Source organism: Paraburkholderia sp. TE9906 (assembly GCF_056279605.1).
In genome coordinates, this window is the sequence record NZ_JBWCCT010000003.1 from 677,384 (window position 1) to 698,283 (window position 20,900).

Below are 20,900 nucleotides of genomic sequence, written 5' to 3' on the forward strand. Positions count from 1 at the left end.
GCCGGAAAACGTGCGCGTCAGCTTTCGACCCTGCCGGCCTTCAGTACGCCCGCTTCGAACAGACGCTGCTGGGTCGCCGCGTCGATACCCAATGCGTCGAGCACGTCGCGCGTATCGGCGCCGAGCGACGGCGGCGCGTTGCGATAGGTCGCCGGTGTGCGCGACAGCTTGATCGGCGACGCGGTGCCGCGGTACTCGCCCATCTCGATCACCATGCCGCGATGCAACGTATGCGGATGCCTCGCGACGACCTCGACGGTTTGCACGGGGCCGCACGGCACGCCCGCGTTGATCAGCGCCTGCGCGAGCGGTTCGCAGTCGTGCGTGGCGAGCAGGCTTTCGAGCGCCGCCTTCAATGGCTCGCGATGCGCGCAGCGGCTGCGGTTGTCGGCGTAGCGCGGATCGTCGGCGAGTTCGGGCGCGCCGAGATGCGCGCACAGCTTCGCGAACTGCCGGTCGTTGCCGACCGCGAGAAAGATCGGCGCAGTTGCGGTGCAGTAGCTGTCATACGGCGTGATGTTCGGATGCGCGTTGCCGCTTCTCTGCGGCGTGCGGCCCGAGCCAAAATAGTTCGGCAGATGCGGATGCAGCAGCGACACGCCGCAGTCGTAGAGCGCGATGTCGATCGACTGGCCGCGCCCGCTCTTCGCACGCTCGGCGAGCGCGAGCAGAATGCCGGCGAGCGCGTTCAGACCCGTGACCATGTCGACGACCGGCAGGCCGACACGCGTGGCCGGTCCGTCACGCTCGCCGTTCACGCTCATCAGGCCGGTCATCGCCTGGATCGCGGCGTCGTAGCCGGGCAAGCCGCCGAGCGGGCCGTCCGGACCGAAGCCCGATACGGCGCAATGAATCAGTGTCGGAAAGCGTTCGCGCAAGTCGCGTTCGTAGTCCATGCCCCAGCGCGCGAGCGTGCCCGGCTTGAAGTTTTCGACCAGCACGTCGGCGTCTTCGAGCAGCTTCCACAGGATCGCGCGGCCTTCGTCGCGCGACAGATCGACCGCGATGCCCTGCTTGTTGCGGTTCACACCGGCGAAGTACCACGCGGTGTCGCCGTAGAACGGCGGACCCCAGCCGCGCGTCTCGTCGCCGTCGGGCGGTTCGAGCTTGATCACCTGGGCGCCGTGATCCGCGAGTGCTTGCGTGCAGTAAGGGCCGCCGAGCACGCGGCTCAGGTCGATGACCTTGATGCCTTGCAGTGCGCCCTGGGTGGCTTGGGTGGCTTGGGTGGCTTGGGTGGCTTGGGTGGCTTGGGTGGCTTGGGTGGCTTGGGTCGCTTGGGTCGCTTGGGTCGCTTGGGTGGCTTGGGTCGCTTGGGTCGCTTGGGTCGCTTGGGCGGTTTGCGCCGCATGGTTCAGGAATCCGGTCATTGCGCGCCTCCGGCCGGCAGCAGTTGCAGGGCCTGATCGAGCGTCACGTCGCGGCCGTCGACCAGCGCGTCGATCACTTCGCTGTCGTCCGTCGCACGGCGAACGTCGAGCGGATCGGACGGCAAGAGCTTGTGCCGCACCACCAGATGCGCGAGCGCCAGACGCCGGTAGTCCGGCGCGAGGCGCGCGCCTTCGCACGCCATCAGCACCGCCGTGCTCGCGTGATACAGCGCCGAGCCGGCCTGCCGCACCCATTCGTCGCGGCCCGATTCGGCAACGCTCGCCAGCGCGTCGCAAGCGCGCGTCAGGATCGAGCGCAGCAGCGCCAGGCTGGCCGCAGGCAAGCCCGCCGCGCCAAGCAGGTCTTGCAGATAAGCACGCAACGGTTCGAGCGCGCCGTCGCGCTTCGCGGCCCGCGCGATGTCGAGCGCGACGATGTTGCTGGTGCCTTCCCAGATCGAGCCGAGATGCGCATCGCGCACGAGCCGCGCGTCGCTCCATTCCTCGATGTAGCCGGTGCCGCCGCGCACTTCCATCGCGTCGCCGGTGACGCGGCGCGCGTCGCGGCAAGCGCGGAACTTGATCAGCGGCGTGAGGATGCGCACGCACTTCGCCGCCGCGCGATCGCCCGCATCGGCCTGCGGCAGCAGCAGCGCGATGCGCATGAACATCGAACGCGCCTGTTCGGCGGGCAGCATCATCTTCATCAGTTGCCGCTGCATCAACGGCATGTCGATCAGCTTGCGGCCGAACGCCTCACGATTGCGCGCGATGTGCAGCGCCTCGGTCAGCGCACGGCGCATCAGCCCCGCCGCGCGCACGCCGTTCGACAGCCGCGACATGTTGATCATGTCGGCCATCTGATGAAAGCCGCGCCCCACTTCGCCGATCAGATACGCGTGCGCGCCTTCCAGCACGATCTCGCCGCTCGCCATCGAACGGCTGCCGAGCTTGTCTTTCAGACGCACGATCCGGTAGCGGTTGCGCGAGCCGTCGGGCAGCGTCTTCGGCAGCAGGAACAGGCCGAGGCCGGTGATGCCGGACGGCGCATTGTCGGGACGCGCGAGCACCATCGCCAGATCGGCATCGGCATTCGAGCAGAACCATTTGTCGCCGTACAGACGCCACGCCGCGTCGCCGTTCGCATCGGTTTCGAGTGCCGCACGCGTGGCGATGCGCGCGACGTCGGAGCCGGCCGCCTGCTCGGTCATGAACATCGCGCCTTGAAACAGCGTGTCGAAATCGCGCGAGGCCAGCATCGGCAGAAAGCGCGCGACCAGTTCGGGCGCGCCGAATTTGCGCAGCGTGCGCGTGAGCGAATCGGTCATGCTGACGGGGCAGCACAGGCCGAATTCCGCCTGCACGAACAGGAACGTCAGTGCGTATTTGACGAGGGGCGGCGGTGGTGTCTTGCCGTCGCGGGTGTCGTGGCTCAGCGACGCGAGCCCCAGCTCGGAATACGCGACGCGTTCCAGCGCGACGTAATCGGGGTGCTTGTCGATGCTCTGCAGCGCTTCGCCGCGGCGCGTGCGATGGCGCAATTGCGGCGGGTTCCGGTCGGCGGAAAGCGCCCATACGTCGAGTTCGTCGGATGCGCGCTGGCCCAGCTCAACGAGCTGGCTTTCGAGTTCACGGTATAGCTCGTCGCCGAGATGCAGCCTGATGAGGCGCGCGAAATCCGGATCGCTCGTGAAGAAGTTGATGCCCCGGCTATCGGGAATGTTGGACGAGCCGTGCACCGGCTGCGCGATGATTTCGCTCATGCTTGTCTCCTGTCTTGTGGGAAGAGCATAGAAGCGGCTTCGATAATCGTCTAATACAACTTATATCCGGTACGATAGACACAGCTTATCGATAACAACGGAGACCGCCGTGGACCTGAAGCAATTGCGCTATTTCGTGGCGGTCGCCGAGGAACTGCATTTCGGCCGCGCGGCCAAGCGGCTGTTCATCTCGCAACCGGCGCTGAGCTTCGACATCCGCAAGTTCGAAGAGCAACTCGGCGTGCAACTGCTCGCGCGCACCAACAAGTCGGTCGCGCTGACCAACGCCGGGCAGGTGCTGCTCGGTGAAGCGCGCCGCCTGCTATTGCAGGCGGGCGAAGCCGAACGCATCACGGTGCGCTCGGCGCACGGCCTCGCCGGCCGTCTGCGGATCGGCTTCGTGAATTCGATGTTGTACCGGGGCATGCCGCAGGCAGTGAGCCGTTTCGAAGCCGACTATCCGGGCGTCGAAATCGTATTGAAAGAGATGAACACCAGCGAGCAGGTGCATGCGATCCAGCGGATGCAGATCGACATGGGTTGCGCGCATTGGGGCAACTTCCCGTCCGACGTCACGTCCACCCCGGTGTTTTCCGAGCCGTTCCTGTGCTGCCTGCCGGTCGATCATCCGCTCGCGCGCAAGCGCCGGGTCGATCTGCGCGCGCTCGCGCAGGAGCCGTTCATTCTGTTTCCGCGCACCGTGTCGCCGCATTATCACGATCTGATCATCGCGCAGTGCGTGAGTGCGGGGTTCAGTCCGTTGATTCGCCATGAGGCCCGGCTGTGGCAGACCGTCGTCACGATGGTCGGCTTCGGCATGGGGGTCGCGCTGGTGCCGTACACGTTGCGGCAGGTGCAGGACCCGCGCGTGTGCTTTTTGCCGCTGCACGGCGAGACGCTGCTATCGCAAGTGCTGCTGTTGCGCAGGAGCGGCGATGCGGAGCCGGTCGCCGACCGCTTCGTCGAGTACCTCGACGACGCCGCCGGCAAGTCCGCGAAACCGCCTCATTCGCCGCCGTCGAGGCGCCCGGCGTAGGCGCTCAGCACCTTGTGGGCGATCATGTCCACGGCCGGTTTGACGAGGCCGTTCTTGTCGGTCCAGACCTTGGGCGTCAAGGTGCCGCTCAGGGCGACGCTGTCGGCGTCGCTCAAGGCGAGCAGCGCGGTTTGCACGTCGTCGTCGAATGCAATCACGTTGACGAAGATCGTGTCGCCGTCGTTGGTGGCCGCGCGCACCTTGCAGGTGACGAAGCGCCTGCCGTTCTGCCCCGTGCGGATCTGAGCCTCGCCGTATAAACGTCCGCCCACCAGTCCTTCTATCATTGTGTCGCTCCAGTTATTGCGTGTCCCCAGGGAGTTTTGCTTTGGATGCGTTCCGAGGGTACTTCATTCGGGCGCACTTCCGGGGCACATCCTTGCGGTATATCGTGCGAAAGGCCCGTCGGCCAGCGCGGTGCGTATGATCCCATGAGAAGCCGCTCGGCTCGCAGAGAAAAACAGGTGCGTGCAGGTCGGCGGGATAGCGCCTGGCTGGCCCGCGCTCGCCGTGGATCTCTCCTCGCCCGTCACGCTATATGCCGCTTGCCGGTCAGTGACTCGTCATTCGGCCGTCGCGCGTCGCCAATCGTGGGGAGGTCGATTACAAGTTTCCTCACCTCGTCGCGAGTCACGTAGCTTGCACCGCGCAACGCTGCAAGACGCCGGCCCCAGATCGGACCGGGACCCATTGAAGGTAACCCCGAAAATCGAAATTCACCCTTGCGAACAATGCGCTTAATTATCTACGACCGCGCTTCTAAACTTGGCACCACCTGCTATGGATTCGATCCCGTGCTGTCGGCGCATGGTATGCCGTCAATACAGTGCAATACCGGCCTGAGAAGGCTTATTGTGCGTCGCGCGAGCTGATCGGGACATAGAGGGCATCGTGGGCCTGAACGAGGTGCCGGTCACGCAGGTCGGCTTTACACCGCGATGGAGAAATACGAATGGATCGTTGAGTCGAAATCCAGTCCAATCAAGGAGGAGCAGATTATGAACAAGCCAACCAGCGCATTCATCGCGGCCGTCGCTGCGCTCACGCTGTCGGCCGGCGCGTATGCACAGAGTAACAACACGCTGGCGACCCCGAGCACCGTGTCGCCGGTCCATACAACGAACACGACGAGCGGCTACGGCACGCCTGGCGTCACCAACTCGGACAGCGGTATGGGCGCCGGGTCACCGAACTCGGGCCTGCCGGGTAGCACGAACAATAGCTCGACGTCCCTCACCAACGCTCCCGGCAGTCACAATACGCTGGCGACGCCGACCACCGTGTCGCCGGCTGCCCAATAACCGCAATTCAGGACGACAACCAGCCGCAGCCGCAAACAAGCGCCAGGCGACTGCGCGCTTCAATCGCGTAGGGCGCAGTTGTAATTGTGAACGGTGCCCCGTTTCGCGACTAGCGGGAGCTGGTTAGTACGATCGACCTGCACGGCTCCATGCTGTCGAGCGTCACGACAGCCGATGGGCGCGCGAACAGTTCAAGCCTCGGCAGAGCGACGCATCAAGACGCTTAGCGTGTGTCGTAACGGATTATCCTCACGAAATCCGTAAATCTGAAATTCGGGTTCCTCATTCGCCACCTGTCGCAAGAAAGACCGCTGTCCTGACAGACAGCGGTCTTTGTTTCTCCCCGACTTCTCCCCGACTTCTCCCCGGCCTCTTCCTGGCAGCGGCTTGCGTCACACCGACGGCTTGCACGCCCGTAGGGTGACGAATAACAGCGACCGGCGACACGTTTAAGCGACGGTGGAAACAGGTTAATGCAACTGGCCCGACCTGCCATCACGCGCCGGATGGCCGAATTCGCCCCAGCGTTGAATGACCGCTTCGTGGAAAATCGGGGAACCGAAATGGGTCAAGCAGAGACGCTCGCTGTTACGCGGCCCCCTTCGCACCGACGAGGTCGTGCAACGTCAAGTGAACCAGAACGCAGACAGCTCGCCACTCAAACGAAACGCCGGCTCAACGTTAAACGACCAACGCGGCCACGGAGCGCCCGCAACGACAACGCCACCACGTCCACTTCAACGCTGAACGCCTCCCGACCCAGGCGTCATATCCACACCGCGCACGAGCCGCTTCGCCAGCCGCGGTTGCCGCAACTGTTCGAGCCACCATTGCAACGCGCGCCCTTCGTGATCGCCGCGCCACGCGACGTACAACACGTTCGGCTCGCGCGGATCGGCGGTCGTCTTCTCGACCAGTTCGCCCTGCTTCAATAGCGACGCCACCCGCTGACGCGGCAGCCACCCGACTCCCAAACCGTCGCGCTGCGCGAGAATCTTTGCCCGCATGCTCGGCAGCGCCAGCGACGCCTGCCCGCCCATCACGCCATAAGCCCGCCCCGCCGTGGTGCGCGACGAATCGGCGACCACCACCGCGCGATGTTCGAGGATCCGTTCGCGGCCGAGCGGCCCTTCGACAGCCGCCAGCGGATGACGCGGCGACACCGCGAACACCCAGTCCATTACCCCGAGTTCGAACCAGCGCAGGCCGGGAATCGCCGGCGGCTCATTGGTCGCGCCGACGATCAGATCCGCGCGGCCGTCGCGCAACGCTTCCCAGGTGCCGCTCAGCACTTCGTGCGTGAAGCGCAACTTGACGCCCGAGTTCAGCGCATCGAACGCACGCACTACCGGCATCAGCAGCTCGAATTCGAGGATCTCATCCGTGACCACCCACAGCCGGTCCTCCCAGCCGCTCGCGATCTGCTTCACGCGCTGCGTCATGCGCGCCATGTCGAGCATCAGGCGCGCGGCTTCGTCGGCGAGAAGCTGGCCGGCGGGCGTCAGTTGCAGCCGGTAGCGGCGCCGGTCGAACAGCAGCGCGTCGAAGCGCGTTTCGAGTTGCCGCGCGGCATGCGACACCGTGGACGGCGCCTTACCGAGGCGCGCCGCCGCGCGCGACAGGCTGCCGGTTTCGCGAATCGCGTCGAGCAAGGCCAGTTCGTCTTCGGACAACATGTTCCATTCCTTCGAACGAGTTCGACGCAAAGATGGTACGGCAAAGCGATGAAGCGAGTCCACTATAGCGATATCGCGGCTGAAAAGAGGCCGAATAGATCGGGCGATGCGCCTTCAGAAATATCGCACGAGTGATCCGGAAGGCAATCTGATCCATATCTTTGGACCGCGTGAGGCAATGATGTAAGTGTGGGCGTGGGTCGCGCGGGTTTGTCGCGCGCAGGCAGTAGCTGCCGCGCAGCCACCTGAGTGCCCTTGCTCACGTCGAGCGCCGCGTCGCCTCACCATAAGGCCATCCACACGAGCCCACTGACAGACGCCGTTGCGCTCGCACCCCCGCCTCGCCGCAAAGCCGTCCGCACAGCCCCATTCACGCGCCCTCCCGCGCCGACTCCCCAGCCGCCTCGAAAATATCCCGCAACCATTGCGCAAACACCCGCACACGCGACGACAACTGGCGATTTTGCGGATACAGCACCGAAACCGGCATCGGCGGCGGTGGGAAATCCGCAAGGATGACCCTCAGCCGTCCCGCCGCCAGTTCCCCCGCGACCCGGTATTGCGGCACTTGCACGATCCCCAGTCCGGCGAGCGCCGAACCGGCATAGAGATCGGCCCCCGTCACCGACACCGCCGACGGCAGCACCATCGCCGTATCCCGCCCGTCGATGCGGAATTCGAGCGGCACCGGCTTGCCGGTCGCGCTCGACACGTAGTTCACCGCACGGTGCGTGGACAGCGCAGTCGGATCGGCCGGCTCGCCATATTCCGCGAGATACGTCGGACTCGCCACCGTCACTTGCGGCAGTTGCGCGACGCGCCGCCCCACCATCGACGAATCCTGCAGATTGCCCGCGCGCAGCACGCAGTCGATCCCCTCGCGCACCAGGTCGACGAGGCGGTCGTCCTCACCGATCGTCAGCTCGATCTCGGGATAGCGCGCGAGAAACGCCGGCAGCGCCGGCACGACGAAGTGCCGCGCCAGCGTGCCCTGCAGATTCACCCGCAACAACCCCTTCGGTGCGAGATTCGAGAACGAACCCTCGGCCTCTTCCATGTCGGCGATCAGCCTTATGCAGCGGCGGTAATACGCTTCGCCGTCATGCGTGAGCCGCACCGTGCGCGTGGTGCGCTCCAGCAGCCGCGCGCCGAGCCGCTGCTCCATGCGCTTCATCAGATTGGTGACGGTGGCGCGCGGAATCTGCAGGTCGTCCGACGCGCGCGTGAAACTCTGCCGCTCGGCGATCCGCACGAAAACCCGCATTTCCTCGAAACGATCCATGGTCGGCATCCCGGCGGCCGGGCGCCGCCCATTATTAAAGTAAATGGAATGATCATGCTCATTCTAACGTGATTATCTATGCCGCAAACGCGTCCATGATTCACCTCACCTACTCACCACCTCGAAGGAAACGAATCATGAACACGCTCAACAACGCTCAAGTCGCCATCGTGACCGGCGCATCCCGTGGCATCGGCGCGGCGGTCGCGCAACGTCTCGCGAAGGACGGTTTCGCGGTTGCCATCAACTACGCATCCAGCTCGGCCGAAGCCGATGCATTGGTGAGCGAACTCACCGCCGCGGGCGGGAAAGCAATCGCGGTGAAAGCGGACGTGTCGAACGCCGACGACGTGCGCCGTATGTTCGACGTCACCGAACAGCAACTCGGCAAGGTGGACGTGCTGGTCAACAACGCCGGCGTGCTCAAGACCTTGCCGCTCGCCGATACCAGCGACGCGCTGTACGACCAGACCTTCGACATCAACGTGCGCGGCACCTTCAACACGTTGCGCGAAGCGGCCGCACGGATGAACGACGGCGGGCGCATCGTCAACTTTTCGAGCACCACACTCGCGCTGAACATGCCGGGCTACGCGATCTACAACGCAACGAAGGCGGCCGTCGAAGCCTTCACGCATGTGTTCGCGAAGGAGCTGCGCGGCCGCAACATCACCGTCAACGCGGTGGCGCCGGGTCCGATCGCGACGTCGCTGTTCCTCGACGGCAAGACCGACGAGCAGATCCAGAACTTCGCGAAGATGCCGCCGCTGCAACGCCTCGGCCAGCCGGACGATATCGCGTCGGTGGTGGCGTTCCTCGCAGGCGCGGACGCGGGCTGGGTCAACGGTCAGATCCTGCGCGCGAACGGCGGCCTCGCCTGAGGCGATCGATTCGCTGCGGGCGCGCCCCGCGCGGCTTTCAAGGCCATCACATCGTCAATTGAATTGAATCGAATCGGAGGAAAAAATGCGCAAGAACGTCATCCTGGTCACGGGCGCCGGTACGGGCATCGGCAAGCTCACGGCCCAATCGCTGGCCGAGGCCGGCCACGTCGTCTACGCGACGATGCGCGACGTCGACGGCCGCAACAGGCCGCGCGCCGATACATTGCGCGCGCTCGCTCAAGCGCAGGACCTGCAGTTGCATCCGCTCGAACTCGACGTGTTGTCGCAAGACTCGGCCGATGCCGCCGCCGCGACGATCGTGCGCGAGCAGGGCCGGCTCGACGTGGTGATGCAGAACGCGGGGCATCTGGTGGTCGGCCCGAGCGAAGCCTTCACGCCGGAAGAAATGATGAAGGTATTCGACACCAACCTGTTCGGCGCGCAGCGCGTGAACCGCGCCGTGCTGCCTTACCTGCGTCAGCAGGAAGCCGGCCTGATGCTGTGGGTCAGCAGTACGACGACCAAAGGCGGCTTTCCGCCCTTCCTCGGTCCGTATGGCGCGGCGAAGGCCGCGATGGATTCACTCGCGCTCACGCTGGCGTATGAGATCGCGCGCTTCGGCATCGAAACCTCGATCGTGGTGCCGGGCGCGTTCACGCGCGGCACCGAGCATTTCCCGAGCGCCGGCAAGCCCGCCGATACCGAACGCGCAGCGGCGTATGCGCGCTATGACGGCGTGATGGACCGCATCGGCGAGCGCCTGTCCGAACTCACGCCGGACGACGCGACGCCGCAAGCCGTCGCCGATGAGATCGTGCGGATCGTCGCGCTGCCGTCGGGCGAGCGGCCGATGCGCTCGGTCATCGACTTCGTCGGCGACGGCGCACGCGAAGTGCTCGAAGTATCGGAGCGCGTGCGCATCGAGTTCGCGCGGCGCATTGGTATGGGGGATTTGCTGGAGGCGCGGGTTAACCGGTGAGTGACGAGGGGGTGGATGGGAGGCGAGACCGGTGATCGTGTATGCGTGGGTGGTTACCGCTTGCCGTTCCCATCTCGCCACGCCCCGCACATACCCCACGATTCCCTTACCGCCTCTACCTTCCCGGCCCATCCCTACAGGACCCGCAAACTCATGCCCCGCCCCATCCTGAACGCAATCGCAGCCCTCCTGCCCCTGCTCGCCACCGCCTGCGATGCCGGCCAGCCGCCGCCCGACGCGTCCCTCTCCACCCGGAGCACGACCATGGAACCTTCGGTCACTTATCTTCATCTGTTGAAACACACACCGTTCTTCACGAACCTGACGACCGGGCAGTTGCGCTGGGTCATCGGTCATTCGCATGAATGGGAAGCGCGCGCCGGCACGGTCGTCGCCGAACGCGACGGCAACGCCGCGAGCGGCGCGCAGGATCGGGCAATCTGGATTCTGCTGGACGGCGGCTGGCAACTCGAAGCCGCCGGTCATACGTACCCCGCTGATCACGCGAGCGCGGGCAAGTGGTTCAGTGCGGCGATGACGGATCGGCCATGCCGCCTCGTCACGACCGAACACAGCTACGTGATGAAAATCGAACGCGCCGACTTCGACGCGATGCTCGCGCAAGGTTTTGTGTTCGGCCCGCATATCGACGCGGGCCGCCGCTACTATGGCGAACTCTTCGCCGCACCGGTCTCACTCGCACAATGACGCCGAACCGGAACGTATCGCTACGGCACGAAAAACGGCGCGCTCACACCGCCTTCGGATTACGCTCCTCGAATCCTTCCTGGTGCCAATAGGGATAAGCGGGACGCACGGCGCTCGCCGCGTCGAGCTTCGCAACCTGCTCGGGCGTCAGGTTCCAGCCCACCGCGCCGAGGTTCTGCCGCAGTTGCTCCTCGTTGCGCGCGCCGATCAGCACCGTCGACACCGTCGGCCGTTGCAGCAGCCAGTTCAATGCGATTTGCGGCACCGTCTTGCCGGTTTCCGCGGCCACTTCGTCGATGGCATCGAGCACGCGGAACAGATACTCGTCCGGCACCGGCGGACCCATGTCGGCGGTCTTGTGCAGCCGGCTCGAATCGGGCAGCGGCTGGCCGCGCTTGATCTTGCCGGTCAGCCGCCCCCAGCCGAGCGGGCTCCACACCACCGCACCCACGCCCTGGTCGATGCCGAGCGGCATCAGCTCCCACTCGTAGTCGCGGCCGACCAGCGAGTAGTAGGTCTGATTCGCGACATAGCGCGGATAGCCGTAGCGGTCCGCGACATCCTGCGACTTCATCAGATGCCAGCCGGAGAAATTCGACACACCGGTGTAGCGGATCTTGCCGGCGCGCACGAGATCGTCGAGCGTCGACAGGACTTCGGCGACCGGTGTTCTGGCGTCGAAACCATGCAGTTGGAACAGGTCGATGTAATCGGTTTGCAAGCGCTTGAGCGCGGCGTCGACCGCCTGGATCAGATGGAAGCGCGACGAACCGACGCTGTTCGGGCCGTCGTCGAAACGGAAGGTCGCCTTGGTCGAGATGATCGCCTTGTCGCGCTTGCCCTTGAGCGCTTCACCGAGCACCGATTCCGATGCACCGCTCGAATAAATGTCCGCGGTGTCGAACATCGTGACGCCCGCGTCGAAGCAGATGTCGATCAGGCGGCGCGCTTCGGCGACGTCGGTGGCGCCCCACGCCTCGAAAAACTCGCCCTTGCCGCCAAACGTGCCCGTGCCGAAACTCAGGACCGGCACCTTGAAACCGGATGCACCCAGATGTCTGTATTCCATTGATGAATCTCCGTGGCCTAGCCGTCGATAAGCGGATGCTCAGTCTACGCGTGTCTGGGCAAATGCGTCGGCGGGGAAGGCTGGGAATTGGCGGCAACGCGATGCACGACGAGCGGGTCGACCTCACCGTGCATCAACAGGCACAAGCGGCCTCCCTACTCCCCCTCCCTCGTCAACGCGTTCAACGCTTCGTGCGTGGCCCGCATCACACTGTCCCAATCCCCCAACGCCGGCTGCCTGAACAGCCGCGCGTGCGGATACCACGGCGTATCGCTGCGCTCCAGCAACCAGCGCCAGCAGGTGTCGAAGCGGTTCAGAATCCAGACCGGCTTGCCCAGCGCGCCGGCCAGATGCGCAGTCGACGTATCCACCGAAATCACCAGATCGAGGTTGGCAACCAGCGCGGCGGTATCCGCGAAATCGTGCAGGTCTTCCGTGTAATCGACGACGCACCCGCTCAACGCGCTGCCCGCCAACTGCGACGCCGCCGCCCCCTTTTGCAGGCTGAAAAAGCACACGCCCGGCACCTCGACAACCGGTGCGAAACGTTCGAGCGCAATCGAGCGGCGCTCGTCGATCCTGCGCAACTCCGCGACGTGCGAGCGGTTTTCGCCCGCCCACACGAGGCCCACTTTCAGACGCCGATCGGCCTGCGCATCGATACGCTCGCCCCATGCGCGCACGGCCTCGGTATCCGCGAACAGATAAGGCGTCGACGCGGGAATGCTCGCTTCGTCGGTCCTGAACGCGAGCGGCAAACTCAGCAACGGACAGTGGCAATCGAACGGCGGCAACGGCTGACCCGCTTCGACCAGCTGGCCGACACCGTCGAGCGTGGTCATGAGGCGCATCAGCGAAGACGGCACTTCGAGCACGACCTTCGCGCCGAGCTTCGACACCAGCGCGGCATAGCGGCAAAACTGCAGCGTGTCGCCGAGCCCCTGCTCCGCATGCAACAGAATCGTCTTGCCGTCGATGGGAAAATCGCCGAGCCACAGCGGCTGCGCGAAACCGCGCCTCGCCGCCTTGATCCGGGCGCGCTCCCAGCGCGATTCGTATTGCCGCCAGCCGGCTTCGAACTGCCCCATTCGCAGCAGACATAGCGACTGATTCCAGCGCGTTTCCACCGAACCGGGGTCGAGCGCGAGTGCGCGCTCATAACTCGACAGCGCTTGCGCATGCTGATCGAGGTCGCTCTGCGCGAGGCCGAGATTGCTCCATGCATCGACGAAGGCCGGCGCCAGTTCCAATGCGCGCCGGTAGCTGTGCTCCGCTTCTTGCGGCCGGTTCATGTCGGCGAGCACGTTGCCGCGATTGCTCCACGCCGCGGCATAGTCCGGGCGCAATGCAAGTGCGTGATCGAGGTCCGCGAGCGCGTCGCCGGCGCGGCCCATGTCGCGCAACAGGCACGCGCGATTGTTCCAGAACGGCGCGGCCTCCGGCATCGACGCGATGGCGCGATCGAAAGCGGCAAGCGCGTCGAGCGACCGGTTCAGACCGGCCAGCGCATTGCCGCGATTGTTCAATGCATCGGGGAAATTGGCCTGCAATGCGAGCGCGCGATCGGCGCTGGCAAGGCCTTCGGTGTAGCGCTGCTGTGCATTCAGCGCGTAAGCCAGGTTCGAATGAACGGGCGCCTGTTTCGCGTTGACGGCCAGCGCCTTTTTGAGCAGATCGCTGCCCTCTTGGGGACGGCCCGTTTGCAACGCGAGTTCGCCGAGCCATTTCAATGCGTCGAAATGGCGTGGCTTGAGTTCGAGAATCTCGCGATAGAGTTCTTCGGCCTCGACGATCGCGCCGTTCTGCTGCAGCGCGACGGCCTGCCGAAGCATGTAGTCCAACTGTTGCGGCAGATTGCCGGGCTTGTTCATACGGTCAGCTTCGATGGGATGCGCGAGAAATCGCCGGTGCGGTGCCGATGCGCGCGGCGTCCGGACAGACGCGGCGTGTAGCACGCAAGAAAAGAGCGATTATCGTCGAAAGCACCGCTTCGAACCACTGCCGGCATGCGGCGCGCAAGCGTGGCACGCCGGTTTTGCAGCAGGCCGGACACTCCCGCCGTCCGGCCCGTACGACACGCGTCGCGTCTTACGCATCACACATAGGCGGCGAAACATGACGCAACGCGCATCCCCCCCTTACTGCGCCGTGCCCGACAGATGCTTGCGCTTCGCGAGGTCCTGCGCCATCGCGTAATGCTGCTGAATGGTCGGCAGCGCCTTCTTCGCCGCGTCCTTCAACTGCTCGTCGCGGCCCGAGGCGATTTCCGCCTGGAATGCCGACAACGTCTTCTGTTCGCCGGCAAGCGCGACCTGTTCGATATACGTCTTGTCGAACTCCGCGCCGCGCAGATTGTTGATGCTCGCGAGCACCGCCGCGTCGGGATCGTTCTTCGGCACGTCGACGCCGCGCGGGCTCGCTGCGCGCAGCGCGTCCGAGATCTTCGCGTTATCGGTCGAGACGCGTTCGGCAAATGCCTTCACGTCGCGGTCGGTGGAACGCGACGTCGCGATGCGCGCGGCGTCGCGCTGCGTCGCGATGGCCTTGGTGCCGTCCGCGATGAACGTCTGGTCGGCGGCATGCAGGCGGGCCGTGTCCGCCGCTGCCGGTGCGGCTGTGGTGGTCTGAGCGCTGGCCGCGGTGGCGACAGCCAGAAGGCCGGTCATGCAGGCGCTGGCGATGGTGGCGAGAGGCAAGCGGATCATACGTTCTCCTTGAGGTGGAAGCGAAACAGCAGCGATGCGTGTGCGCGTCGAACATCACGCTGCGGAAAAAATTGCAGCCCGGCCCGAGGGCCGCCGACGGCGCCACGCTTTTATCGCTGTCGATTCTAGGAGGCGTGCGAAAGACCATGTGAAACGGTGCTGTCGCTTCTGTAACCTTAGGTAACCTTCATAACAATGCCTTGACATGCCGGTATCGCGCGTACTTTCCGCGTCCCGCCCGACGCCTGCGCGTTAGCGAGACGATGCGATTAAAACAGCGAGGAACCCCTGAATTTTTCTCCACTGGCGCCGATAACCGAAAGGTAAGCCACGCGCCAGGGGCCGACGCAACACTGCCTGGCGCACGACACACGGCGCAATCCTGGAGAGATTCGATGGCGGAAGAACAGCGAGCCAATCACGAACGCAGCAACCTGACCAGCTCCAACAAATTCGAGTTGTTGCTGTATCGCCTCGGCAGCGTGCCGGGCAGCGATGCGCACGAGCTGTACGGAATCAACGTCTTCAAAGTGCGGGAAATCTCGACCATGCCGCCGGTCACGCCGATCGCCGGTTCATCGCCGTTCGTGATGGGCGCGGTGGATATTCGCGGGCAGATCATTCCGGTGATCGACTTGCCGCGCCTGATGGGCTGTGAGCCGACCCGCGGCCTGAACATCCTGCTGGTCACGGAATTCGCGCGTTCGACGCAGGCGTTCGCCGTCGAGGAAGTGGACGACATCGTGCGGCTGGAATGGAACCAGGTGCTGTCCGCCGACGGCACCGCGGGCGGCAATCTCGTCACCAGCATTGCGCGCATCGACGGCAATACGGGCGATTCGCGGCTCGCGCAGGTGATCGACGTGGAGCAGGTGCTGCGCGACGTGTTTCCGTCACAGCACCCGAGCGTCGATCCCACTTCGGTCGGTGAGGCGCTGGGCATCCGCCCTGGTGCGAAGATTCTCGCCGCCGACGATTCCGGTTTCGCGCGCAAGCTGATCGAGCAGGCCTTGAGCGCGATCGGCGCGGACTACGTGATGACCAAGACCGGTGAAGAGGCCTGGAATACGTTGCAGCAGGTCGCGCGTGAAGCGCAAGCGAGCGGCGCGCGGGTCAAGGACCATATCGCACTGGTGCTGACCGATCTCGAGATGCCGGAGATGGACGGCTTCATGCTGACGCGTCAGATCAAAGCCGACGAACGGACCCGCGACATTCCAGTGATCATCCATTCATCGTTGACGGGCGCGGCGAACGAAGCGCACGTGAAGAATGCCGGCGCGAATGGCTACGTGGCGAAGTTCGCCGCGGCCGAGCTGGCCGATGCGATTCGGCATGCGCTGGGCGCGGTGCCTGAGGCTGCTTGAGGTGGTGAGAGGTTGCGGGTGATCGATTACGCTCGCCCGGAAGATCGCTTAGGTTCGGCCCGGCGCGAACCGCATCGAGATCGAGCGGGCCGCGCCATGAAGGCGATGCAGCGCCGCCTCTATCGACGCGACGCGAGTTCCACCGAGAAGGCCACACGCCCCGTTTCGACACCCATCGTGTTGAGTCGCTTCGGTGCGTGAAAACCTTCGAGCTTCGCACGTTGCTCCGTCGTGCCGATATCGAGCAGCACAAGCAGTTCCGCGGCCACCGCATAGAGCATGGCGAGATTGCCGTCCTCGATCTTCACCGCGATGCCGAGCGCGCCAGCCGCGCCCAGGCGCGCGGTCTGCGCCGACGCGCGCACGCCGAACGCATAGCTGCCGTCCGCGCCGACCTTGCCGACCAGCGCGCCGTCGAACGCCTGCATCAATACCGTACAGAATCGGTCCACGCCGCCCACCAGTTCCGGATACGCCGTCATCGCGCGATAAATGCGTGCGAGCGCAGCCGTGCGCGGCGCTACCGATGAGGCCGCCGATGACGCCGCAACCTCGTCCTGCGCGGCAGCCAGCTTCGCGAACATACGCGCGAGCCGGTCTAGCGGAAAAGCCGGCGTCGGCAGATTGCAGCCGTCGGTCGACCACAGCACCGCGTCGGCGGGCAGATCGCATACGTCGGCGACGGTCTGCTTCACGCGCGTCTGCATCGGATGCCCGGGCCGTTCGTAGCCGTCGAGCGCCGCGCCGATCGCCCGCGCCCCGGCCAGCATGCCGGCGTGCTTGCCGGAGCAGTTGCTGCATACGCCGCCCGGCTTGAAATCGCGCTTGAGCCAGTCGATATACACCGCATCCGATAGCGGCGGATGGCCGCCGCAGCGCAGATCCGCTTCGCTCGCCTGCGCTTTCGCCAGCATGCCGCGCGTGCGCTCGATGTGACGCGCCTCGCTGCTGTGCGACGCGCACATCAGCGCGAGATCGGCTTCGTCGAAACCGAAACGTTCGAGCGCGCCGGTTTCCAGCACCGCCAGCGCTTGCGCCGGCTTCGCCGCGGAACGCGCGAGCGTCACGCGCGCCGGATCGCCGAACGAATACAACAGGCGGCCGCTCGCGTCGACTACCGCGACATGCGCGAGATGCGTGTTTTCAATCGCCTCGCCGCGATAGACGGTCGCTGCGACCGGCGCGGTTTCGTGCAGGGTCATGCTCGTTCTCCTCATGAGCGCCGCGGCAGTGCGAGCGCACTGAATCGTCGGCGGCGCGAGCGATTCTACGTTCGTTTCGCAACTCGAACCAGGGTGCAGTCACGTTGCGTCAGTTTGCATCGAGACGCTCGCGCAGATGCTCGACCAGGTAATCGATCAACGCCCTTACTTTCGGCGGCAAAAAGCGGTTCGGCGGATATAGCAGCCACACCGTGCCCTCGTACGCGCGCGCTTCGAGACGCCAGTCCGGCAGTACCTGCACCAGCTCGCCGCTCTGCAACGCGCGTACCGCGGCAAACTCCGGCACGCTCGCTATGCCGAAGTCCTGCTGCGCGGCTTCGAGCCGGGCCAGCGCATGGTTGGCGATGTAGCGCCCCTTCACATCGACGCTTTGCGTTTCCGCGCCGCGGCGAAAGCGCCAGCGATTGTCGTCGGCGGTTTCGCCGAGATAGATGCAGTCGTGCTTCAGCAGATCGCGCGGCTGCGCAGGCGCGCCGCGCGCGCGCAAGTACGCGGGCGACGCCACCAGCAGCCAGCGCACCGCGCCCAGCCGCCGGCCCGCCAGACCTTGCGGCGGATGCTCGGTCAGGCGGATCACGAGGTCGACGTCGTCGGCGAGCGGGTCGACGTCGTGGTCGGTGAAGAGCAGTTGCAGATCCACTTCGTCATACGCGCGCAGGAAGCCGGCGATCAGCGGATGAATCACCGCCTTCGCGAACTGGGTCGGCGCGCTCACGCTCACCTTGCCTTGCGGCCGTCCGGCCAGTTGCCCGGCGGCGTCGACCGCACCCGATGCGGCGCTCACCATGTCGCGGCAGAACCGCACCACCTGCGCCCCCGATTCCGTGACCCGCACCGTGCGCGTGGACCGTTCGAGCAGACGGGTCGCGAGCGCGTCTTCGAGCCGCTTGATCTGCCGGCTGACCGTGGACGGCGTGCTGCCCAACTGACGCGCGGCTACCGAGAAATTGCCGGCATCGACGACGCGTGCAAACACCGCCATGTCCGGCAGCAGCGCGAAAAGCTCGGTTGGGGTCATCGTGGCAGGCCCTTTCGGCGGGATATCGATTAATGCATTTGCGACATAAATGTTGTGCGCATCGACCCAATTATCGCCTCATACGCAAAGCTCGACAATACGCATTCCGTTGCTCGCGGTCGAGGTCTTTCAATGTCGAAACAAGAACGTGTGCTCCTGCTGTCCGATCTGATGCTGCTCGCGGTCGCGGTGGTATGGGGGACCAGTTACGGTGTCGTAAAAAGCGCGCTGGTGTTTTATCCGGTGCTGGGTCTGCTGGCGCTGCGCTTCGGCGTCACGTTCGTGATCCTGTCGCCCGCGTTGCGCCATCTGCGCGCCGCCGACGCCCGCACGCTGCGCGGCGTGCTGATCGCCGGCCTGCTGCTGCTCGGCATCTTCCTGTGCGAAACATTCGGCATCCTGATGACCCGCGCGGCCAACGCGGCGTTTCTGATCAGCCTGTGCGTGGTGTTGACGCCGCTCGTCGAATGGTTGCTGCTCAAGCGCCGGCCGAGCCGCATCGAATGGGTCGCGGTGGCGCTGTCGCTGTTCGGCGCCTGGCTGCTGGCCGGCGACGGCGCGCTGAGCTTGAATCCGGGCGATGCACTGATCCTGCTCGCCGCGTTGCTGCGCGCATTGACCGTGTGCGTGACCAAGCGCGTGATGCGCGATTCAGCGCTGCCGCCGTTGTCAGTGACTGCCGTTCAGTCGGGTGTGGTGGCGTTCGGCAGCGCGGCGGCGGCCTGGCTGTTTGCGCCACATCAGCAATGGCAAGCCGTGCCGACGCTGAGCGGCCACGCGACGTTCTGGGCCTACGTCGCGTATCTGGTGCTGGCCTGCACGCTGTTCGCGTTCTTCGCGCAGAACTTCGCGATCAAGCGCAGTAGTCCGACGCGCGTGTCGCTGCTGATGGGCAGCGAGCCCGCGTTCGGCGCGCTGTTCGCGTGTATCTGGTTAGGTGAACGGATTTCGACGACCGCGTGGATCGGTGGCGCGCTAATCGTCGCCGCGTCGATTCTGGCGACGGTACGTTGGAGTGCCTGGCGCACGAACGTCGCGCAGGCCTGACGGGGAACTGGCGCGGCGCGATACCGGCGACGGCGCTCTGGCACAGCTGGCGTGCGAGCGCCACGCGGGCGTGATGAGAAACTGGCGCGGCGCGCCCACAGCATCATCGTGCCGCGAGCGCACCGATGCCACGGCCCGCCCGGCGCAGCTTGCGCGCAGCCGCGCCCGTTGGCGAATCAGCGCACCGCGACGACGCCCCGCTCGCTCACCACTTCGCCTCGCTGCAACACATACGCGAGACGCTCGCCCTGCCCGGTCAGCACGCCGATATCCTTCAGCGGATCGCCGTCCACCACCAGCACGTCGGCAATCGCGCCCGCCTCGATGACACCGAGCTTGCCCTTCAACTCGACAATGTCCGCAGCGATCGTCGTCGCCGAGCGCAACGCTTCCAGATTACCGAGCACGTCTGCGCGAATACGCAACTCGTCGCTCTGGAACGTGTGCATCTCGCCGAGCAGGTCCGAACCAAAACCCATCGGCACGCCCGCATTCGCATAGATCTGCAGCGAATCACGCCCTGCCTGGCGCACGGTTTCGATCTTCGCGATCGAATCGGCCGGCAAACCGTAGTCCGCGCCGTGTTTGGCCAACGCGTCGTAGGTGACGAGCGTGGGCACGACGAACGCGCCATGCTCGCGCATCAGTTGCGCGGCGGCTTCGTCGACGAGGTTGCCGTGCTCGATCGTTCGTACACCGCAGCGAATCGCCCGCGAGATCGCGCGGCCCGTGTACGCGTGCGCCATCACGTAGGTGTTGGCCGCTTGCGCCTCGGCGACGATCGCGCGGATTTCGTCCTCGGAATACTGCGTGTTGCTGATCGGATCGGTCGGCGACGCGACGCCGCCCGACGCCATGATCTTGATCTGCGTGGCGCCCTTCTGGATCTCTTCACGCACGGCGAGCCGCACCGCGTCCACGCCGTCGACCACGCGCGCAATCGCGCCCGCGCGAAACGCGCATGAGCACGGTTCGAGCACGTCGCCGCGCGGCCGGAAATCGCCATGACCGCCGGTCTGCGACAACGCCTTGCCCGACGGGAAAATCCGCGGCCCTGGAACCAGGCCGCTTTCGAGCGCCTGCGTCAACGCCCAATCCGCGCCGCCCGCATCGCGCACGCTCGTGAAGCCGCGCCCGAGCATCGCCTTCAGAATCGGCAACGCGCGAATCGCGGTGAGGATGTTCGGCTGCGCCGCGTTCACGCCCAGGTTCGCACGAGAAGCCAGCACGTGCACGTGACAGTCGATCAGGCCAGGCATCACCGTCTTGCCGCGCGCGTCGATCACGCGCGCGTTCGGCAGATCGACGGGACGGTCGGTGACTTCGACGATATGGCCGTTTTCGATCACGACATGATGATGTTCGAGCAACGCGCCGTGCGCCAGATCGAGTACGTTGCCGCCGCTGATTACCGTAATGCTCATTGATATCTTCCTGACTGGATGAAGGAAACCGTCCGGCCCTCGGCGGGC

At 65.3% G+C, this 20,900-nt stretch carries 18 protein-coding genes; 7 read left to right on the forward strand and 11 right to left on the reverse strand.

The genetic code is table 11. The features are described 5' to 3' along the window. Nucleotides 1–17 precede the first annotated feature (17 nt). Nucleotides 18–1,370: a CaiB/BaiF CoA transferase family protein gene (locus ACZ9H4_RS10775; protein WP_476119009.1), complete on the reverse strand. Its 1,353-nt coding sequence runs from the start codon at nucleotides 1,368–1,370 to the stop codon at nucleotides 18–20. Beyond that, complete coding sequence (locus tag ACZ9H4_RS10780) at nucleotides 1,367–3,133, reverse strand: acyl-CoA dehydrogenase family protein (protein WP_476119010.1); 1,767 nt, start codon at nucleotides 3,131–3,133, stop codon at nucleotides 1,367–1,369. Before ACZ9H4_RS10780 ends, ACZ9H4_RS10775 begins: the two co-directional genes overlap by 4 nt. Nucleotides 3,134–3,242: 109 nt before the next feature. Here ACZ9H4_RS10780 and ACZ9H4_RS10785 point away from each other — a divergent pair, with 109 nt between their 5' ends. After that, nucleotides 3,243–4,169 carry a LysR family transcriptional regulator gene (locus tag ACZ9H4_RS10785; protein ID WP_476119012.1) on the forward strand — a complete coding sequence of 309 codons (927 nt, stop codon included), beginning with the start codon at nucleotides 3,243–3,245 and terminating at the stop codon, nucleotides 4,167–4,169. Here ACZ9H4_RS10785 and ACZ9H4_RS10790 read toward each other — a convergent pair. Then, the gene (locus tag ACZ9H4_RS10790) at nucleotides 4,139–4,456 is read right to left on the reverse strand and encodes a single-stranded DNA-binding protein (protein WP_408145211.1); all 318 of its coding nucleotides are present in this window, start codon (nucleotides 4,454–4,456) and stop codon (nucleotides 4,139–4,141) included. The two genes, ACZ9H4_RS10785 and ACZ9H4_RS10790, sit on opposite strands and share 31 nt — an antisense overlap. Nucleotides 4,457–5,167: 711 nt before the next feature. Between ACZ9H4_RS10790 and ACZ9H4_RS10795 the strand changes: the two genes are divergently transcribed. Beyond that, nucleotides 5,168–5,470, forward strand: a complete 303-nt coding sequence (locus tag ACZ9H4_RS10795; RefSeq protein ID WP_408145209.1) for a hypothetical protein — start codon at nucleotides 5,168–5,170, stop codon at nucleotides 5,468–5,470. Nucleotides 5,471–6,207: 737 nt separating this feature from the next. On the opposite strand, the gene ACZ9H4_RS10800 is transcribed toward ACZ9H4_RS10795, so the two are convergent. Both ACZ9H4_RS10800 and ACZ9H4_RS10805 read right to left on the reverse strand, forming a co-directional pair. Beyond that, on the reverse strand, nucleotides 6,208–7,146 hold the full coding sequence (locus tag ACZ9H4_RS10800) for a LysR family transcriptional regulator (protein ID WP_476119013.1): 939 nt from the start codon (nucleotides 7,144–7,146) through the stop codon (nucleotides 6,208–6,210). 370 nt (nucleotides 7,147–7,516) lie between these two features. After that, nucleotides 7,517–8,428: a LysR family transcriptional regulator gene (locus tag ACZ9H4_RS10805; protein ID WP_476119015.1), complete on the reverse strand. Its 912-nt coding sequence runs from the start codon at nucleotides 8,426–8,428 to the stop codon at nucleotides 7,517–7,519. Nucleotides 8,429–8,565: 137 nt separating this feature from the next. On the opposite strand from ACZ9H4_RS10805, the gene ACZ9H4_RS10810 reads away from it, so the two are divergent. The 3 genes from ACZ9H4_RS10810 to ACZ9H4_RS10820 all read left to right on the forward strand — a co-directional run bounded on the left by ACZ9H4_RS10810 (nucleotide 8,566) and on the right by ACZ9H4_RS10820 (nucleotide 10,999). Further along, the gene (locus ACZ9H4_RS10810; protein WP_408156683.1) at nucleotides 8,566–9,309 is read left to right on the forward strand and encodes an SDR family oxidoreductase; all 744 of its coding nucleotides are present in this window, start codon (nucleotides 8,566–8,568) and stop codon (nucleotides 9,307–9,309) included. An 85-nt stretch (nucleotides 9,310–9,394) separates the two neighbouring features. After that, nucleotides 9,395–10,291, forward strand: a complete 897-nt coding sequence (locus tag ACZ9H4_RS10815) for an SDR family oxidoreductase (protein ID WP_476119017.1) — start codon at nucleotides 9,395–9,397, stop codon at nucleotides 10,289–10,291. A gap of 153 nt (nucleotides 10,292–10,444) precedes the next feature. Beyond that, nucleotides 10,445–10,999 carry a cyclic nucleotide-binding domain-containing protein gene (locus ACZ9H4_RS10820; protein ID WP_476119018.1) on the forward strand — a complete coding sequence of 185 codons (555 nt, stop codon included), beginning with the start codon at nucleotides 10,445–10,447 and terminating at the stop codon, nucleotides 10,997–10,999. 43 nt (nucleotides 11,000–11,042) lie between these two features. Here ACZ9H4_RS10820 and ACZ9H4_RS10825 read toward each other — a convergent pair whose 3' ends face one another. From ACZ9H4_RS10825 to ACZ9H4_RS10835, 3 genes are all read right to left on the reverse strand, one after another. Further along, a complete protein-coding gene (locus ACZ9H4_RS10825; RefSeq protein WP_408145197.1) occupies nucleotides 11,043–12,068 on the reverse strand; it encodes an aldo/keto reductase in 1,026 nt (341 codons plus the stop codon). A gap of 155 nt (nucleotides 12,069–12,223) precedes the next feature. Continuing rightward, nucleotides 12,224–13,939: a tetratricopeptide repeat protein gene (locus tag ACZ9H4_RS10830; RefSeq protein WP_476119020.1), complete on the reverse strand. Its 1,716-nt coding sequence runs from the start codon at nucleotides 13,937–13,939 to the stop codon at nucleotides 12,224–12,226. Between the two features lie 267 nt (nucleotides 13,940–14,206). Continuing rightward, the gene (locus ACZ9H4_RS10835) at nucleotides 14,207–14,773 is read right to left on the reverse strand and encodes a DUF4142 domain-containing protein (protein ID WP_408145193.1); all 567 of its coding nucleotides are present in this window, start codon (nucleotides 14,771–14,773) and stop codon (nucleotides 14,207–14,209) included. A 395-nt stretch (nucleotides 14,774–15,168) separates the two neighbouring features. On the opposite strand from ACZ9H4_RS10835, the gene ACZ9H4_RS10840 reads away from it, so the two are divergent. Further along, nucleotides 15,169–16,140 (forward strand): chemotaxis protein, encoded by a 972-nt coding sequence (locus ACZ9H4_RS10840; RefSeq protein ID WP_408145192.1) that lies wholly within the window; start codon nucleotides 15,169–15,171, stop codon nucleotides 16,138–16,140. Nucleotides 16,141–16,259: 119 nt separating this feature from the next. On the opposite strand, the gene ACZ9H4_RS10845 is transcribed toward ACZ9H4_RS10840, so the two are convergent. Together ACZ9H4_RS10845 and ACZ9H4_RS10850 are read right to left on the reverse strand one after the other, a co-directional pair. Then, the gene (locus tag ACZ9H4_RS10845; protein ID WP_476119023.1) at nucleotides 16,260–17,342 is read right to left on the reverse strand and encodes an asparaginase; all 1,083 of its coding nucleotides are present in this window, start codon (nucleotides 17,340–17,342) and stop codon (nucleotides 16,260–16,262) included. 109 nt (nucleotides 17,343–17,451) lie between these two features. Beyond that, nucleotides 17,452–18,381: a LysR family transcriptional regulator gene (locus ACZ9H4_RS10850; RefSeq protein ID WP_408145187.1), complete on the reverse strand. Its 930-nt coding sequence runs from the start codon at nucleotides 18,379–18,381 to the stop codon at nucleotides 17,452–17,454. A gap of 132 nt (nucleotides 18,382–18,513) precedes the next feature. On the opposite strand from ACZ9H4_RS10850, the gene ACZ9H4_RS10855 reads away from it, so the two are divergent. Next, the gene (locus tag ACZ9H4_RS10855; RefSeq protein ID WP_408156693.1) at nucleotides 18,514–19,428 is read left to right on the forward strand and encodes a DMT family transporter; all 915 of its coding nucleotides are present in this window, start codon (nucleotides 18,514–18,516) and stop codon (nucleotides 19,426–19,428) included. 176 nt (nucleotides 19,429–19,604) lie between these two features. Here the strand turns inward: ACZ9H4_RS10855 and ACZ9H4_RS10860 are convergent, their stop codons facing one another. Next, a complete protein-coding gene (locus ACZ9H4_RS10860; protein ID WP_476119025.1) occupies nucleotides 19,605–20,852 on the reverse strand; it encodes a metal-dependent hydrolase family protein in 1,248 nt (415 codons plus the stop codon). Between the last annotated feature and the right edge of the window lie 48 nt (nucleotides 20,853–20,900).